The sequence below is a fragment of the Delftia sp. HK171 genome, from assembly GCF_001886655.1.
GTDB lineage: Bacteria > Pseudomonadota > Gammaproteobacteria > Burkholderiales > Burkholderiaceae_C > Comamonas > Comamonas acidovorans.
This window is the reverse complement of record NZ_CP018101.1, coordinates 2,123,927-2,138,992: the sequence shown is the minus strand read 5'-3', so window position 1 is coordinate 2,138,992 and position 15,066 is coordinate 2,123,927. Positions and strand designations below refer to the sequence as shown.

Here is a 15,066-nt window from a genome sequence, read left to right as displayed (position 1 = left end):
TTTTGCAACCGAAAGGACGATGCCATGACCGACATCATCAAGAACTTCTGGAAAGACGAAGAAGGCGCCACCGCCATCGAGTACGGCTTGATCGCCGGCCTCATCGCCGTGGGGATCGTGGTGGGCGCCACCGCGCTCGGCACCAATCTGAATGGGCTGTTCACCCGGATCGCCACCAAGCTCACCGGCTTCGTTCCCTGAGCGCCGGCTCCGGCGCGATCTGGCCGGGCTCGGGCGGGGCTTGCCTCCGCCCCCGGCGCCAAGGCATTTTGCAAACCGAAAGGACCATGCCATGACCGAAATGATCAAGAACTTCTGGAAAGACGAGGAAGGCGCCACCGCCATCGAATACGGGCTGATTGCCGGCCTGATTGCCGTGGGCATCGTCGTGGGCGCCACCGCGCTGGGTACCGATCTGAACGGACTGTTCAGCCGGCTTGCCACCAAGCTCAACGGACTTGCCCCCTGAAGATGGAGTGGGCCTCGCTATGGCTGTGCGTCTGCATCACATGGCTCGCAACGATTGCGGTCATGGATCTGCGCATCCGGCGCGTGCGCAACTGGATGGTGCTGCTCGGCCTGGCCACAGGCGCGGGGGCGCTGGCCAGTGGGGCGCAGCCGTTCCAGGTCTCGGCCTGGAACGCGCTGGCCGGACTGCTGGCGGGGTTTGTCGTGCTGCTTCCTTTCTATGCACTGCGCTGGATGGGAGCGGGCGACGTCAAGTTCGGCGCGGTCGCAGGGCTGTGGTTCGGGCTGAGCTTCGACCTGCTGCTGATCTGGACTGGCGGCAGCCTGCTGGCCGGCCTGCACGGCCTTCTGGTGCTGTCATTGCGCCACCTGAGCCACAGCCCCACCGGCCTGTGGCTGCAGGCCCGGCTGCCCCTGGCCTGGGCGGCCCGCCTGGCACCGCTGGGCGCTGCGTCTCAGCCCGCAGGCGCCACCGATGGACCGCGCCAGCCCCAGCGCTCCATTCCCTATGCCGGCTACATGGCCATTGCGGCCATCGCCCTGGCCTGGCGCCACAGCCAGCCGCTTGCCTGAACGGGAGATGCCCATGCCGATCGCTTTCCCCTCGCCACGCACCACACGGCCCGGCCCCGCCGCAAGCCGCCGCCGTGCGCTATCCGGACGCTTTCCTGCCCTGGCGGACCCTCTGCGCCATGGCAGGAAAGCGCCAGGGCAGCCCCCATGCCTGAACACCGTCGCCACCCACTTGCACCAGGAGCCCCAGCCATGAACCTCACCAAGATTCTTGCCGGACTGCTGGTGGGGCTGGCCATCGTGCTCGCAGGCCTTGCCTGGCTGCTGGGCAGCCAGCCCGCAGGCCCCGTGGCCCAGCCCTCACCGGCCGCCTCGGCGCAGCCGGCCCCCGAGCCCGTGCCGCAGCATGCCGTCGTGGTCGTGGCCCAGGCCATTGCCGCAGGCCAGCGCATCGGCAGCGAGGATGTGAAGCTGGCCCAGCTGCCCGCCCCCGTACCCGGCAGCTTTGCCGCGACCGACGACGTGCTGGGCCGCACCACGCTGATGGCGCTCACCCCGGGCACCCCGCTGTTCGAGCAGCAACTGCTCAGCGGCCTGGCGCTGCAGCTGGAGCCGGGACAGCGCGCCCTGGCGATTGCCATCCGGGAGCAGATGGCCGCGGGCCACCATGTGCGCCCCGGCGACTTCGTGGATGTCTACTTCACGCTGGACGGCAAGTCCGACCAGGCCCCCGTGGACGCGCAGACCCGGCTGCTGCTGGCGCGCAGCCGCGTGCTGGCCTACGGCTCCGGCAGCGTGGAACGCCCGCCCATGTCGGCCGTCCAGCGCCAGGCGCAGCAGGACAAGGAATTGGCAGGCTCGTCGCTGCGCCGCGCCAGCGCTGCGGATCAGACGGGCCAGCGCCCTGAGAACGTGCAATCGGCCGTGCTCGCCGTGCCGCTGGACGATGTGGAGCGCCTCACCCTTGCCGAGAAATTCGGCCAGCTCACCCTGGCGCTGCGCAACCCGGACGACCTGTCCGTGCCCGATCCCAAGCTCTTCGCCGCCCTGCCCGGCGCACTGCAGCCGGTGGCGGGCCGCCTCCGGAAAGACCAGGCACTGGAGGGTGCAGACCGCGCCTTCGCCGGCCTGCGCATGCAGGACCTGGCCACCGGCGCCGACGCCAAGAACATCCGCAAGCCTGCCGCCCAGCCCATGACGGCCTTCGCACCCGCCGTGCGGCCGCCGCCGCAGCGGGCCCCGCGCGAACGCACCGTGGAGCTGCACAACGGAGCCGCGGTGCAGATGGTGAACTACTGAAAACACACAACAAGAGGGAGATGCCATGAAGTGCAAGAACATCTCGACGGCCGGAGCAACACCGCTGCAGCGCGCGGTCTGGACACTGTGCGGCAGCATGGCCTTGCTGGCATTGCCGCCAGCGGTGTCGGCGCCTGCGGACACCGCTGCCGTCCAGGGCATGCACGCCCCCGGCGCCGGGGACATGCCCTCTGGCGACTCCCTGCAGCTGGTGGCCGGACGCCAGCACCTGATGCCGCTGGCCAGTATTCCGGGCCGCATCGCCGTGGGCGACCCCAATGTGCTGGACGTGAAACTGCTGCGCGCCACGCCGGGCTCCGGCGCCAGTGCCGGCTCCGGCTCCGGCGGCACCGAGCTGCTGCTCACGCCCAAGGCCCAGGGCAGCACCACGTTGGTGGTGTGGCCCCAGAAAGGTGGCGCACCCCAGCGCTGGGAGGTCCAGGTCCGCGGCCAGCACCTGCTGCTGGAAAAGCGCCTGACCTCGGTTCCAGAACATGCCCAGGCCGTGGCCGAACTGCGCCAGTACGCGCCCGCCCAGACGCTGCTGGTGGACAACTCGCAGATCGACGTCAAGAGCAACACCGTCCAGGTGGACGTGCAGGTGGTGGAGTTCAAGAAATCCGCGATGAAGCGCATCGGCGTCAACATCTACAGCGGCGGGCGCAACAACCAGGGCTTCAGCTTCGGCAGCTTCAGCCCCGGCGTGGTGGGCAGCATCAGCACCAATACCAACGGCACGGGGACAGGAACGGGAACGGGCAATACCGGCTCGGGAGGCACGGGAGGCACGGGCTCGGGCGGCGTGTCCAACAACACATCGTCGGCCATTGCCAGCGCCATGAGCCTGGTGATGACCTTCGGCAAGGCCTTCAGCGGCGCCGGCATCGTCACGCAGCTGAGCATCCTCGAAGGCAATGGCATGGCGCGCGTGCTGGCCCGGCCGACCCTGCTGGCCCAGACCGGCCAGAACGCCAGCTTCCTGGCCGGCGGCGAGCTGCCGATCCCGGTGCCCGCGCGCGACGGCAACATCGCCATCCAGTACAAGGAATTCGGCATCAAGCTGCAGCTGACGCCCACCATCCTGTCGGACGATCGCATCGCCCTGAAGGTCTCGCCCGAGGCCAGCGACCTGGACTTCAACAGCGGCGTGACCATCAGCGGCGTCACCGTGCCCGCCATCCGCACGCGCCGCGCCGACACCTCGGTGGAGCTGGCCGATGGCGAGAGCTTCGTCATCGGCGGGCTGGTCAGCCGTGCCACCACCTCCAACGTCAGCAAGGTGCCGGTGCTGGGCGATCTGCCCATCCTGGGCACCTTCTTCAAGAACCTCAACTACACGCAGGAAGAGTCCGAGCTGGTGATCATCGTCACCCCGCGCCTGGTCCACCCGCTTCCCGCCAGCACCAATCTCGAAGCCCTGCTGCCCGGTGCGCAATCCGAGCAGCGCAACGCCGGCAAGGTCTGGCTGCCCTACCTCGCCGGCGGAATGAGCACCCAGACCGCCGTACCCGGCTTCTCGTACTGACGACATGACAAGCAAGCCCACCGCAACCGATTCGCCTGTGGACGCCACAGGCTCGCCGGCCATCGGCTCACCCACCTCGCTGGAGACCCTGCTGGGGCTGCGTTCCTCGGCCTCGCTGGCCGGCAAGCCGCAGCCCGGCACCGATGCGCTCGCGCAGGACAAGTCACCGCTGGACAGGATGCCCGCGCCCGCCGCGCCCCGCCCGACGCCGCAGCCGCTCGACAACGACCTGCAGGTGGAGCTGCTCTTCATCCACGCAGGCACCCCCGAAAGCTCGCTGGCCCAGGCCTGGCTGCAGCACATGCTGGACGGCGCACGGCTGCATGTGGCGCGGTTCCAGGACAACGTCACCGAGCAGGTGCAGCGCTACATGCCGCATGCCGTGCTCGTGCATTTCGACCCGCTGTCCACCGACGAGGCGGCCCACCTGGCCTCCCAGCTGCACATCTCCCACCCCCACCTGCCCTGCCTGGCCGTGGGCCGCACCAAGTACCCGCAGTGCATGCTGGCCGCGCTGCGCGCCGGGGTGCAGGACTTCCTCGACGTGGACGGCCCCGTGCAGGCCGCGCACCAGACGGTGATCGATCTGATCAAGCGCGTGCCCCCGTCGGCCTCGGGCATGCCCAACGCGCCGCTGACCGCCATCATGTCGGCCCGCGCCGGCCTGGGCAGCAGCCTCATGGCATCGCACTTGGCCTGGTACCTGCAAAAGCGCCTGCATGGCACGACGGCCGTGCCGGGCAAGGACGCCACGCCCCGCGAGATCAGCAACGAGACGCTGGACGGCCTGCTCATCGACCTGGGCTTTCCCAGCGGCGACTGCGGGCTGTACCTGGGCACGCTGGGCGACTTCGACTTCATCGAGGCCGTCAACAACCTGCGCCGCTTCGACCGGCGCCTGGCATCGACGGGACTGGCCCGCCATGAAAGCGGCCTGCGCCTGCTCACGCTGCCGCGCCAGCCCGCCCGCCTGCGCGACGTCTCCTATGCCGATGCCGACGCGCTGCTGCTGCGCCTGCGCCAGTACTTCCGCCACATCGTGGCCGACCTGGGGGCCGTCGTGCCCACGCAGCTGGCCATGCGCGTGGCGCTGCGCGCCAGCCAGATCTGGGTGGTCTGCGACCAGAGCGTGGCCAGCGTGGTCTCCACCACCGAGCTGCTGCGCCAGCTCGACGAGCAAAAGGTCGATCGCGAGCGCGTGCAGCTCATCGTCAGCCGGCACGACAGCCAGCTGGAGCTGGAGGCCCCGCAGATCGCCAGGCAACTGCAGCTGCCGCTGCTGGCCACCATTCCCGAGCGCCGGCGCGAACTGGTCCAGGCCGTCAACCAGGGCCAGCTGCTGCCCAGCCGGCTGCAGCGCGAGCCCTATGTGCAGGCCGTGGAAAAGCTCGCCACCTTGCTGATCACCACCCACCACCAGGCCCATGCGGGCGATCAGGCCGCGCCCGCCCGGGGCCTGAACCGTTTCTTCCACCGAACAAGAAGCTGAACGCACCATGACGACCACGGCTTATTCCCATCTGGCCGACGCCCAGGCCAGCGAGTTCGAGCGAAGCGCGCTGTTCCTCGACCTGAAGAACCGCACGCACGAGCACCTGCTCAGCCGCATCGAGGAGCTGGGTGCCGAGTTCGGCCGTTGGTCGCAGGCCGCCATCGCGCAGTTCGTGCTGATGGAGTTGGACAGCTTCATCCGCCTGCACTCCGTGCCCGTCAACGAGCAGGAGGCTCTGCAGGTGGCGCGCGCCCTCACGCGCGAGCTCACGGGACTGGGGCCGCTGCAGCCGCTGCTGGAAGACCCGCTGGTCGAGGACATCCTCATCAACGGCCACGGCAACATCTACGTCTCGCGCGGCGGCGTGCTGCAGCGCGAGACGCTGCACTTCAAGGACGACGAGCATGTGCTGCGCATCGTGCGCCGCATCCTGGCGCCGCTGGGCCGGCGCCTGGACGAGTCCAGCCCCATGGTCGATGCCCGCCTGCCCGATGGCGGGCGCATCAACGTCATCATCGAGCCGCTGTCCATCGACGGCCCCTCGGTCTCCATCCGCAAGTTCCGCAAGGACCCGCTGACACCGCCCGAACTGGTGCAGCTGGGCACCTTCAACCAGGACATCTGCCGCATCCTGGAGATGGCCGTGCAGGCGCGCTGCAACATCCTGGTCAGCGGCGGCACCAGCTCGGGCAAGACATCCCTGCTCAATGCGCTGGCCAGCTTCATCCCGGGCAGCGAGCGCATCGTCTCCATCGAGGACACGGCCGAGCTGGCCCTCAACCACAACCACGTGGTGCGACTGGAAAGCCGCCCCGGCGGCTTTGACGGCTCGGGCCACGTCAGCATCCGCGACCTGCTGCGCAACAGCCTGCGCATGCGGCCCGACCGCATCATCGTCGGCGAAGTGCGCGGCGGCGAGGTGCTGGAGCTGCTGCAGGCCATGAACACCGGCCACGACGGCTCCATGGGCACCATCCACGCCAGCTCGCCGCGCGAATGCCTGTACCGCGCCGAAATGCTGGCCGGCTTCGCGGGCTTTCAGGGCAGCGAGGTCAGCCTGCGCCGCCAGATCGCCAATGCCGTGGACTTCATCGTGCAGATCGGCCGCCTGTCCAACGGCCGCCGCCGCCTGCTGTCACTGACCGAGGTCACGGGCATGACGGACAACATGATCTCCATGCAGGAGCTGTACCGCTACGAGCCCCAGGTGGGCCCTGACGGGCAGGAGATCGACCAGTGGGTGTCGCTGGGCATCTCGCCGCACTCGCCCAAGCTGCTGAGCTGGTGGCGCATGCAGCAGCAGACCGGCCACGGAGGCGTGCGATGACAGGCCTGGCACCCGCCGTCCTCATCCTCGGCGCGCTGGCCTGCCTGCTGCTGGCACTGGCGCTGTGGGTGATCATGCGCGGGCGCCGCAAGGAGCATGAGCAGTCAATCAACCTGCACATGAAGCGCAGCGTGGACGGCCACCGGGAGGTGATCTCGCCCTCCCCGCCCATGGCCGAGCCCGCCTTCCGCGCCCCCGCGGCGCAGCCCGCGCCCTCACCCGCTGCCGTGCAGTGGCTGGCCCAGCGGCTGGGCGTCCAGTCCTGGGGAATCTCGTCCAACACCCTGGCCCTGTTCGCCATCACCGGCCTGGTGCTGGCCTTGCTGGCGACCAGCCAGGCAGGTGCTGCCGCGGGGCTGGTGGTGGCCGTGTTGTATGCCGTGGTGCTGGCCTTCGGCATCTGGCGGCGGCAGGCCAAGCGCCGCGAAAGACTGCTGCAGCAACTGCCCGGCTTCCTGGACAACATGGTCCGCCTGATCTCCATCGGCAACTCGCCGCACGCCGCCTTCCAGATGGCGCTGAACAATGTCCCCGATCCGCTGGGCGACGCGCTGCAGCAGGCGGCGGCCATGCTCAGCGCATCGCCCGACCTGGGGCAGGCCATGGGCCAGTTGGAGCGCAACTGGCGCCTGCCCGAATTCGGCCTGCTGGCCGCCGTGTTCCGCATGAGCGTGCGCTATGGCGGCCGCGCCGACCTGGTGCTGGAGCGTGTCTCGGCCTACATCCGCGACCGCCAGTCCGCCGAGCGCGAGCTGCATGCGCTGTCCTCCGAGATCCGCATGTCGGCCTGGGTGCTGGCCCTGCTGCCCCTGGTGGTGGGGACGCTGATCATGGTGATCAACCGCGGCTACTTCATGCGCATGTGGAACGACGACAGCGGCCAGACCATGGTCCTGGTCGCCGCCGCCCTGGAGGCCCTGGGCGCCTTTCTTCTCTACCGGCTGGCCAAGCTGAGGTGAACCCATGACAGCACAGTCACAGGCCCACCCATCCGTCTGCGCAAGGAGCCACGCATGACCACGCAGCAACTGTGGATCGCCAGCATCAGCCTGGGCGCGCTGGGACTGGTGCTGTGGGCCTGCGCCCTGGTGTGGAAGCTGTGGCGCTCGGCCCGTGCCTCCAGCCAGGTCGCCAGGATATTACAGGCGCGCGATACCGCATCGACCCCGAAGGCCGCCACGAAGAGCGCCATGCAGGCCAACGACGCGCAGCTGCTCAACCCGCTGTCCATCAACGTGCGTTCCTCCGATTCGCCACAGGCGGTGGCCGCCAACCTCCCGCCCCCGGCCTGGCTGCAATGGGGCGTGGCCAAGGCCTTGCTGGCCGATGAGGACCGCAAGCTGCTGGACCAGGCCGGCGTGGGCACGCGCAACGGCAGCATGGCCTATGTGGCCAGCCGCATGGTGCTGTGCGTCGTCCTGCCCCTGCTGGCGCTGGGTGTGCTGCGCCCCGGCGAAAACGCGGCGCTGATCTACGGCTTTCTCGGGGTGAGCCTGGGGCTCATGCTTCCCAAATGGTTTCTGCGCTCGCGGGCCAAGGGCCGGCGCGAGCAGGTGGTCGAGGAACTGCCGCTGTTCGTGGACCTGCTGCGGCTGCTGCAGGGCGTGGGCCTGAGCGTGGACCAGAGCCTGCAGATCCTGGCCTCGGAATTCAAGAGCGTGCTGCGCGTCATCAGCGGAGAACTGGCCCTGGCCAACCAGCTCTACAACACCGGGCGCACGCGCGAGCAATCCTTCCAGCGCATGGTCAACATGAGCGCCGACGACGACATGAGCGCCATCGTCAACCTGCTGGTGCAGGTGGACAAGCATGGCGGCGCCGTGCAGGAGCCGCTGCGGGAATTCAGCATCCGGCTGCGCGAAAAGCGCCAGGCCAGCTTCAAGGAAAAGATAGGTTCCATCACCGTCAAGATGACGGGCGTCATGGTCCTCACGCTGCTGCCCGCCCTGCTCGTCATCACGGCGGGCCCCGGCTTCCTGGCCGTGATCAGGGCATTGACCACCATGGGAGGACGCTAGGCATGCGACACCAGGAAAACACCCGCGCAGGGCGGACGCCAGCGCCGGCACCCCTTGCAACCCTGGCAGCCATGGCGACCCTGGCCTTTGCCCTGGCCGGCTGCGCCAGCAAGGGACCGCAGGGCTACGGCGCCCCTTCCGCGCAGCAGGAAACCGCCGCCCAGGCCCAGCAGCAATTGCAGAACGCCCAGCAGGCCACCCAGGTGGACAACGCCCAGACCTATCTGGACCTGATCACGCAGATGCAGCAGGCGGGCCAGTGGTATGCCTCGCTGGCGCACACCGAAGCCTTCGAGCAGCAGTACGGCGTGAACCCGGAGTCGCGCCTGATGCGGGCCGACGCGCTGCGCAACACCGGCCAGGTCGAGCAGGCCCGCCAGGCCTACCTGGCGCTGCTGCAGGGCGCCACCACGGCGCGGGCGCGGCGCGGCCTGGGCCTGCTGTACGCAAGCCAGGGCCAGTATGGCCAGGCCGTGGAGCAGCTGGACAAGGCGCGCCAGCTCAACCCCATCGACGCCAACGTGCTCAGTGACCTGGCCTACGCCCACATGCTCGACGGCCGGCTGGCCGCCGCGCAGATGCCCATCATGCAGGCCTCGCAACTCGCCCCGGCCAACGCACGGGTGCAGCTGAACATGGCGCTGTTCTGGCTGGCCAGCGGCAACCAGGCCCAGGCGTCGCAGCTGCTGCGCCAGCTGGCCCAGCCCCAGTCCAAGGGCGCCCTGCCCATGATCGACCAGACCTCGCTGCAGACCCTGCAGGCACAACTGACCAGCGTGCGCGATGCCGTGCGCCTGCGCGGCGACAGCCTGCCCGCCGAGGCCGGTGCCGGTGCCGCTGTGTCCAGCGCCCCTGTGCTGCCTTCTGTGCCGCCTTCTGTGCTGCCCCCTGCACTACCCCCTGTGCCGACCCTGGGCACCCGCCCCGAAGCACGCGCCACCGAGGCCCTGCCCGAGACCCTGCCGGCCGGCATCACCCGGCGCATTCTTCTTTCCGAGCCGCCCGGCGCCGCAGGCGCAGCACCGGCCTCGCCACTTTGAGGAGCACGACATGCCAGACACATACCGCATGGAACCACCGCGCCGCACTGCAGTCGCCAACGCTCTGGCCCCCTGGCTGCTGGCCGCCGGCCTGGCCCTGCTTCCCGCGGCCGCGCTGCATGCCCAGGCCTTCGGCGAAGTGCAGAGCCCGCCCGAGCAGGTGGATGCACGGCCCCATGTGTTCGCCGAGCCCTCCACCGACTCCATCCTGGTCGGCTACACGCTCTACACCAACCCCGATGGAACCGTGATGTACCTGCCCCGGCGCGAGATCGACATCGGCGGGGGCACCCTGCGGCTGCTGGAAATGCAGCACAGCCAGCCGGGCCAGCGTGCGCGCCCCATCGCGGGCGAGCAGGCGCGGCGCAGCTATGCGCGCTACCTCAAGAGCTTCGAGACGGAAATCCCCGCCCTGTACAAGACCGGCGTCGAAGCCGGCGGCAAGAACTGAGGCCGGCCCCGGCCACGGCTTGCAGGAACGACCATGACCCGGCGCCAACCCCGCGCTCACCGCCCCTACCGATCTGCCAGCCTGCGGCAGCGGGGGGTGTATGCGCTGGAGTGGGCCATCATCTTCCCGGTGTTCTTTGCCCTGCTGTATGCCTGCATCAGCTACGGGCTGGCGTTCCTGGTGCGCGAATCCATGCAGGCCGCCGCCGAAGACGCCGCGCGGGCCACGCTGCGCTACCAGACCAGCCGCAGCGCCCGCCTGGACGCGGCCCGCAGCCTGGTGCAGCAGCGGCTCGACTGGCTGCCCGCCGACCTTCGGCCCACGGCAGGCAGCATCGACGTGCGCATCTGCAGGCTGCAGAACAGCGAACTGTGCTCGGCCACGCTGACCTGCGGCGTGCTGGTTGCCGAACGCTGCATGGTGCGCGTGGGCTTCACCATCCCTTATGGAACCAGCCCGATAGCGCCCGCCCTGCCGGGCTTCGGCCTGGTCATGCCCACCACGTTGACGGCCAGCGCCAACATCATGGTGGACAGGGGGGGGCTATGAGATACCCCCTGAGCGGCTGCGCCGCTTCCCCCTTGAAGGGGGACGACACCCTCGCTGCGGGGCGGCGCGGCCGGCTTAGGCCCTTGCTCGGTGTCCCTGGGTTGGGGCATGCCGTGCGTGAGACGGCGCCCTATGCATCGTCCCGCACTGCAACTTGCCGCGAGAAGACAGTTCAGGACACCTTTGCTGCGCGGCGGCAGCGTGGCGTGGCGGCGGTGGAGTTCGCGTTGATCGCCGGGGTGATGGTGATGCTGCTGATGGGCATGTTCGTGTACTGGCGCGTGCTGCAGGCCCAGCAGTCGCTGGCGCGTGCCACGGGCGATGGTGCGCGCATGGTCCAGCATCTGGCGTTTGGCGGGATGGCGGGCTACAACCCGGCCAAGCCAGCCGAACGCGCCAACATCCTGCAGGCCACCAGCGATGTGGTGAACCAGAGCCTGGCGGCCAGCGGCATTCCGGCGGGCACGGCGCCCACCCAGATACAGATCGACTGGGGCACTTCCCAGGCCACGCTGAGCGTGGTGTACATGCTTCCCCCCGTGATGGGCCAGGGCCTGCAGGTGGGCAGCCAGACCTTGGGCGAACCCACGCGCCTGGAGTCCCGCAGCCTGATCAGGCTTGCGCCCGGCAGCTAGACAGGAGGACCAGAGCATGCTCACCCACCTCCCCGCATCCGTACACCGCCCCCGCACGCGCCGGCAAGGGCGCCGACAAGGGCGCCGGCAAGGCGGCAGCCTGCTCGTGCAGTTCGCCCTGCTGGGCTCGGTGCTGTTCCTGTTGCTCGGCGTCGTGGACCTGGGCTACATGTACTACGCCAAGCGTGACCTGCAGCGCATTGCCGATCTGGCGGCCACCCAGGCGGCCCAGGCCATCAATGCCGAGCGCAGCAACCGCGCTGCCTGCGTGACGGCGGGCGAGGACAGCATCACGGCCAACTGGCCGGTTCCACTGACCCGCAACAGCACCCAGACCGTGGTCAGCTGCGGCAACTGGAACCCGGCGGACCCGGCGCGCCAATCGAGCGGCGGCCGCTTCTTCGACGCCAGCTCCGGCCCGCTGAACGCGGCGCGCGTGACGGTGGGCGGCACCTCGCCCACCATCTTTCCCGGGCCCTGGAGCCGTGCCGTGGTGGCCGAGGCCATTGCCATGCGCAACGACTCGGTGGCGTCCTTCCAGGTGGGCTCGCAGCTGCTGCGCTTCAACAAGGACACGCCGCTGGGCGGGCTGCTGGGCCTGGTGGGGCTGGACGTGGGCATGCTGACCCTGCTGGACTCCAAGGGCCTGGCCGATGCCAAGATCAGCCCGGCCGGCCTGCTCAAGGCCCTGGGCGTGAACCTGGGCATAGAGCAGCTGCGCGCGCTGTCGCCCGAGGGCCTGGCCAACATCGCCAGCGTCACCCTGCTGAACGTGATCGACGCCTCCATCAGCGCCATCACCGACAACGCGCTGGCCGTGCAGCTCAATGCGCTCAAGACCCAGATCATCAACGCGGGCCTGAGCACCATCAAGATCCCGCTGGGCAGCCTGGATGACCAGAAGGGCCTGTTCGCCTTCCTGGGTGCCGGCCGCACCGATCCGCTGAACGCGGCCATGGACGTGCAGCTGGGCATTGGCGACCTGCTGAAGACGGCCATTGCCATCGGCGCCAACGGCCATGCGCTGCAGGCCAACCAGCTCGATGTGGCCGGGCTCATCAAGGGCCAGCTGACCATCGTGCAGCCGCCCACCATTGCCGTGGGCCCCGTCGGCACGCAGGGCTACAGCGCGCAGATCCGCCTGAACCTGAACGTGGACACGGACCAGTTGCTGGGCGGCGCACTCAAATGGCTGGTCAAGGACATCCTGGGCACCCAGGTCAAGCTGCCCATTGCCGTGGACATCACCAACGCCACCGGCACGCTGACCGCGCTGCAGTGCAGCGCCAGCCCGCAGACCATGGACCTGTCGGTCAAGTCATCCATCCTCAATGCCTGCGTGGGCAAGATGGACCCCAACAACAAGCAAAGCTGCGAGAAGGGCCTGCAAAATGAGCAGCTCATCACCCTGCTGCACCTGCCCGTGCTGAACGGCAAGCTGTGGGTGCCGGCGCTGGAGTACACGGACTCCACCACGGGCCTGGGCATGGAGCCGGGCTACGAAGACCCGGCCGACCCCAACTGGTCCAAGACCAACCGTTCCACGCAGGTGAACCAGCTGGCGCTGGGCGACACGGTCAACAACATCGTCACGGGACTGCTCAACCTGCTCAGCGGCCTGCTGCAGCCACCGAACAGCACGCCCACCGACATCACCACGCGCCTGCTGGGCTCCTACCTGGACGCCTCCATGGTGAACGGGCTCTACAACGTGACCAGCCTCACCAACCTGCTGCTCAGCGGGCGCGGCGTGGCCGGCGACAAGGACTACATGCCGCCGCTGCTCACGTCCAACTTCACCTTCAACAACGCCATCGCCAAGTCCTGCCTGCTGGTGGCCTGCCCGTCCTCCACCTGGAACAGCGGCACGTTCTCGGCCGCCCTCAACTCCTACACCAGCGTGCCCGGCGGCCTGCTGGATGTGCTGGGCATCTCCACCTACGACAACGGCTACCAGAGCTGCGCGGGCCTGCTCAGCTCGCTGCTCAACTGGAATGGCTGCGTCAAGAACAACGTGACCAAGCTGCTGACCTCGCACCCGCAGTACCTGTACGCGATCAACCCGAACAGCCCCGAGATCCAGTCCCTGCTCAACCGCGACAACAACCTCACCTGCACCGGCGCCCTGTGCACCCTGCTCAAGCCGCTGGTCACCACCGTGCTCAAGCCCATCCTCAACGGCGTGGGCACGCTGCTGACCAGCGTGCTCAAGGACACGCTGGGGCTGGAGGTGGGCCGCACCGACATCAAGGCCCTGTCCATCGGATGCGACACGGCGCAACTGGTTTTCTGAACGGCAGGCAAGGCCATCCAATCCATGAATCGACAACGAGGGAATGCAACGTGAATCTGGACGAGCTCGTCATCTATGTCTGGGAAGGCCAGGCCGACATCGCCGAGCGGGTGGAGCGCTGCGTGCTCAACCTGGGCGTGGACGTGGTGCGCGCCGACGGGCTGACCCTGCCCGCCGACACCAGCGAGCTGGGCAATGCGATCGCCGTGGTCAGCGTCTCGGTGCTGGAGGGCGCGCGCTTCACGCGCCAGGGCGTGGAGGGCACCTTCGGCATGCCCGTGCTGTGGGTCAGCGCCAAGCAGCGCGACGCCAACGCCGGCACCTATGCCATGGAGTACTCGCATGTGCTGCCCTTCGACTTCACGGGGGCCGAGCTGCGCGCCATGCTGGTGCGCATCCTGCGGCGCATGCAGAGCAACCAGCGCCAGGTGCAGCGCTCGGAGGACATCATCGCCGTGGCCGACTGCATGCAGCGCCTGCTGCGCGACGTGGACACCTTTGCCGACTGCGAGCACAGCGTGCTCATCATCGGCGAGACCGGCGTGGGCAAGGAGCGCATTGCCGAGCGGCTGCACGAGCGCAACAACCGCTACGGCCAGGGCCCCTTCGTGGTGGTCAACTGCGGCGCCATCCCGGACGGGCTGTTCGAGTCCCTGTTCTTCGGCCATGCCAAGGGCTCGTTCACGGGCGCGGTGAATGCCCACAAGGGCTATCTGGAGCAGGCCAACGGCGGCACGCTGTTCCTGGACGAGATCGCGGATCTGCCGCTGTACCAGCAGGTCAAGCTGCTGCGCGTGCTGGAAGAGCGCGCCATCACGCGGCTGGGCTCGGCCGCCGCCGTGCGGCTGGATTTCCGGCTGGTGGCGGCCACCAACAAGCCGCTGCGCGGGCTGGTGCGCGAGGGGCGCTTCCGGGCCGACCTGTTCTTCCGCCTGGCCGTGATCGAGCTGCAGATTCCCAGCCTGGAGGAGCGCGGCGAGGCCGACAAGCTGGCCATCTTCCACGCCATCCTGCGCAAGGTGGTGGGCGAGGCCACGATGAAGGAGCTGGGCGAGGCGCCCTTCTTCATCCTCGACGCCGTGGCCCAGATGTACTTCCCCGGCAATGTGCGCGAGCTGCGCAACCTGGCCGAGCGCATCGGCGTGGCCGCCCGCCAGACGCGCGACTGGAACGCCGACGGCGCAACGCAGCGCATCCTGCAGCACGCCCAGGCCCTGTCGGCCACCACCTTCCCGCCGGAAGCGGGCGCCGCCGAGCCCCTGCTGGCCGACCGCAGCAACTGGGACATGGACGAGCGCAACCGCATCATCGCGGCGCTCAACACCAACGACTGGAAGCGCCAGAACACGGCCCAGCACCTGGGCATCAGCCGCAAGGTGCTCTGGGAAAAGATGCGCAAGTACCAGATCAGCGACGGCGAGCCCGAAGTGCCCGTGCCGGGCTGAGCACGCCCTCC

At 68.9% G+C, this 15,066-nt stretch carries 15 protein-coding genes; all 15 read left to right on the top strand.

Annotated elements, in window-relative coordinates; all coding sequences use genetic code 11:
• Positions 1 to 24: 24 nt before the first annotated feature.
• The 15 genes from BO996_RS09735 (at position 25) to BO996_RS09665 (ending at position 15,055) form a co-directional block, all read left to right on the top strand.
• A complete protein-coding gene (locus tag BO996_RS09735) occupies positions 25 to 201 on the top strand; it encodes a Flp family type IVb pilin (protein ID WP_013803749.1) in 177 nt (58 codons plus the stop codon).
• A 91-nt stretch (positions 202 to 292) separates the two neighbouring features.
• Positions 293 to 469 (top strand): Flp family type IVb pilin, encoded by a 177-nt coding sequence (locus BO996_RS09730; RefSeq protein WP_013803750.1) that lies wholly within the window; start codon positions 293 to 295, stop codon positions 467 to 469.
• Between the two features lie 62 nt (positions 470 to 531).
• Positions 532 to 1,041, top strand: a complete 510-nt coding sequence (locus tag BO996_RS09725) for an A24 family peptidase (protein ID WP_232240498.1) — start codon at positions 532 to 534, stop codon at positions 1,039 to 1,041.
• A 192-nt stretch (positions 1,042 to 1,233) separates the two neighbouring features.
• Positions 1,234 to 2,280 (top strand): Flp pilus assembly protein CpaB, encoded by a 1,047-nt coding sequence (gene cpaB / locus BO996_RS09720; protein WP_071954619.1) that lies wholly within the window; start codon positions 1,234 to 1,236, stop codon positions 2,278 to 2,280.
• 25 nt (positions 2,281 to 2,305) lie between these two features.
• Positions 2,306 to 3,805: a type II and III secretion system protein family protein gene (locus tag BO996_RS09715; RefSeq protein WP_063326959.1), complete on the top strand. Its 1,500-nt coding sequence runs from the start codon at positions 2,306 to 2,308 to the stop codon at positions 3,803 to 3,805.
• A gap of 4 nt (positions 3,806 to 3,809) precedes the next feature.
• A complete protein-coding gene (locus BO996_RS09710; RefSeq protein WP_071954618.1) occupies positions 3,810 to 5,294 on the top strand; it encodes an AAA family ATPase in 1,485 nt (494 codons plus the stop codon).
• A 7-nt stretch (positions 5,295 to 5,301) separates the two neighbouring features.
• Complete coding sequence (locus BO996_RS09705) at positions 5,302 to 6,624, top strand: CpaF family protein (protein ID WP_012203993.1); 1,323 nt, start codon at positions 5,302 to 5,304, stop codon at positions 6,622 to 6,624.
• Positions 6,621 to 7,583, top strand: a complete 963-nt coding sequence (locus tag BO996_RS09700; RefSeq protein WP_034391047.1) for a type II secretion system F family protein — start codon at positions 6,621 to 6,623, stop codon at positions 7,581 to 7,583. The genes BO996_RS09705 and BO996_RS09700 overlap by 4 nt, the downstream gene beginning before the upstream one ends.
• Before the next feature lie 54 nt (positions 7,584 to 7,637).
• Entirely contained in the window at positions 7,638 to 8,642 is a 1,005-nt protein-coding gene (locus BO996_RS09695; RefSeq protein WP_063326961.1) for a type II secretion system F family protein, read from the top strand.
• A gap of 71 nt (positions 8,643 to 8,713) precedes the next feature.
• A complete protein-coding gene (locus BO996_RS09690; protein ID WP_232240497.1) occupies positions 8,714 to 9,682 on the top strand; it encodes a tetratricopeptide repeat protein in 969 nt (322 codons plus the stop codon).
• A 10-nt stretch (positions 9,683 to 9,692) separates the two neighbouring features.
• Entirely contained in the window at positions 9,693 to 10,133 is a 441-nt protein-coding gene (locus BO996_RS09685) for a DUF3613 domain-containing protein (RefSeq protein ID WP_071954616.1), read from the top strand.
• Between the two features lie 33 nt (positions 10,134 to 10,166).
• Positions 10,167 to 10,682: a TadE/TadG family type IV pilus assembly protein gene (locus BO996_RS09680; RefSeq protein ID WP_071954615.1), complete on the top strand. Its 516-nt coding sequence runs from the start codon at positions 10,167 to 10,169 to the stop codon at positions 10,680 to 10,682.
• Positions 10,683 to 10,795: 113 nt separating this feature from the next.
• On the top strand, positions 10,796 to 11,317 hold the full coding sequence (locus BO996_RS09675) for a TadE family protein (RefSeq protein ID WP_232240496.1): 522 nt from the start codon (positions 10,796 to 10,798) through the stop codon (positions 11,315 to 11,317).
• A gap of 16 nt (positions 11,318 to 11,333) precedes the next feature.
• Entirely contained in the window at positions 11,334 to 13,610 is a 2,277-nt protein-coding gene (locus tag BO996_RS09670) for a TadG family pilus assembly protein (protein ID WP_071954613.1), read from the top strand.
• Between the two features lie 50 nt (positions 13,611 to 13,660).
• Complete coding sequence (locus BO996_RS09665; RefSeq protein WP_063326965.1) at positions 13,661 to 15,055, top strand: sigma 54-interacting transcriptional regulator; 1,395 nt, start codon at positions 13,661 to 13,663, stop codon at positions 15,053 to 15,055.
• The last annotated feature ends 11 nt before the right edge of the window (positions 15,056 to 15,066 follow it).

Coding starts and splice junctions, on each gene's coding strand:
- BO996_RS09670 (WP_071954613.1), top strand. CDS start 11,334: ATGCTCACCCACCTCCCCGCATCCGTACACCGCCCCCGCACGCGCCGG.
- BO996_RS09725 (WP_232240498.1), top strand. CDS start 532: ATGGATCTGCGCATCCGGCGCGTGCGCAACTGGATGGTGCTGCTCGGC.
- BO996_RS09680 (WP_071954615.1), top strand. CDS start 10,167: ATGACCCGGCGCCAACCCCGCGCTCACCGCCCCTACCGATCTGCCAGC.
- BO996_RS09700 (WP_034391047.1), top strand. CDS start 6,621: ATGACAGGCCTGGCACCCGCCGTCCTCATCCTCGGCGCGCTGGCCTGC.
- BO996_RS09690 (WP_232240497.1), top strand. CDS start 8,714: ATGGCGACCCTGGCCTTTGCCCTGGCCGGCTGCGCCAGCAAGGGACCG.
- BO996_RS09685 (WP_071954616.1), top strand. CDS start 9,693: ATGCCAGACACATACCGCATGGAACCACCGCGCCGCACTGCAGTCGCC.
- cpaB (WP_071954619.1), top strand. CDS start 1,234: ATGAACCTCACCAAGATTCTTGCCGGACTGCTGGTGGGGCTGGCCATC.
- BO996_RS09695 (WP_063326961.1), top strand. CDS start 7,638: ATGACCACGCAGCAACTGTGGATCGCCAGCATCAGCCTGGGCGCGCTG.
- BO996_RS09710 (WP_071954618.1), top strand. CDS start 3,810: ATGACAAGCAAGCCCACCGCAACCGATTCGCCTGTGGACGCCACAGGC.
- BO996_RS09715 (WP_063326959.1), top strand. CDS start 2,306: ATGAAGTGCAAGAACATCTCGACGGCCGGAGCAACACCGCTGCAGCGC.
- BO996_RS09705 (WP_012203993.1), top strand. CDS start 5,302: ATGACGACCACGGCTTATTCCCATCTGGCCGACGCCCAGGCCAGCGAG.
- BO996_RS09735 (WP_013803749.1), top strand. CDS start 25: ATGACCGACATCATCAAGAACTTCTGGAAAGACGAAGAAGGCGCCACC.
- BO996_RS09730 (WP_013803750.1), top strand. CDS start 293: ATGACCGAAATGATCAAGAACTTCTGGAAAGACGAGGAAGGCGCCACC.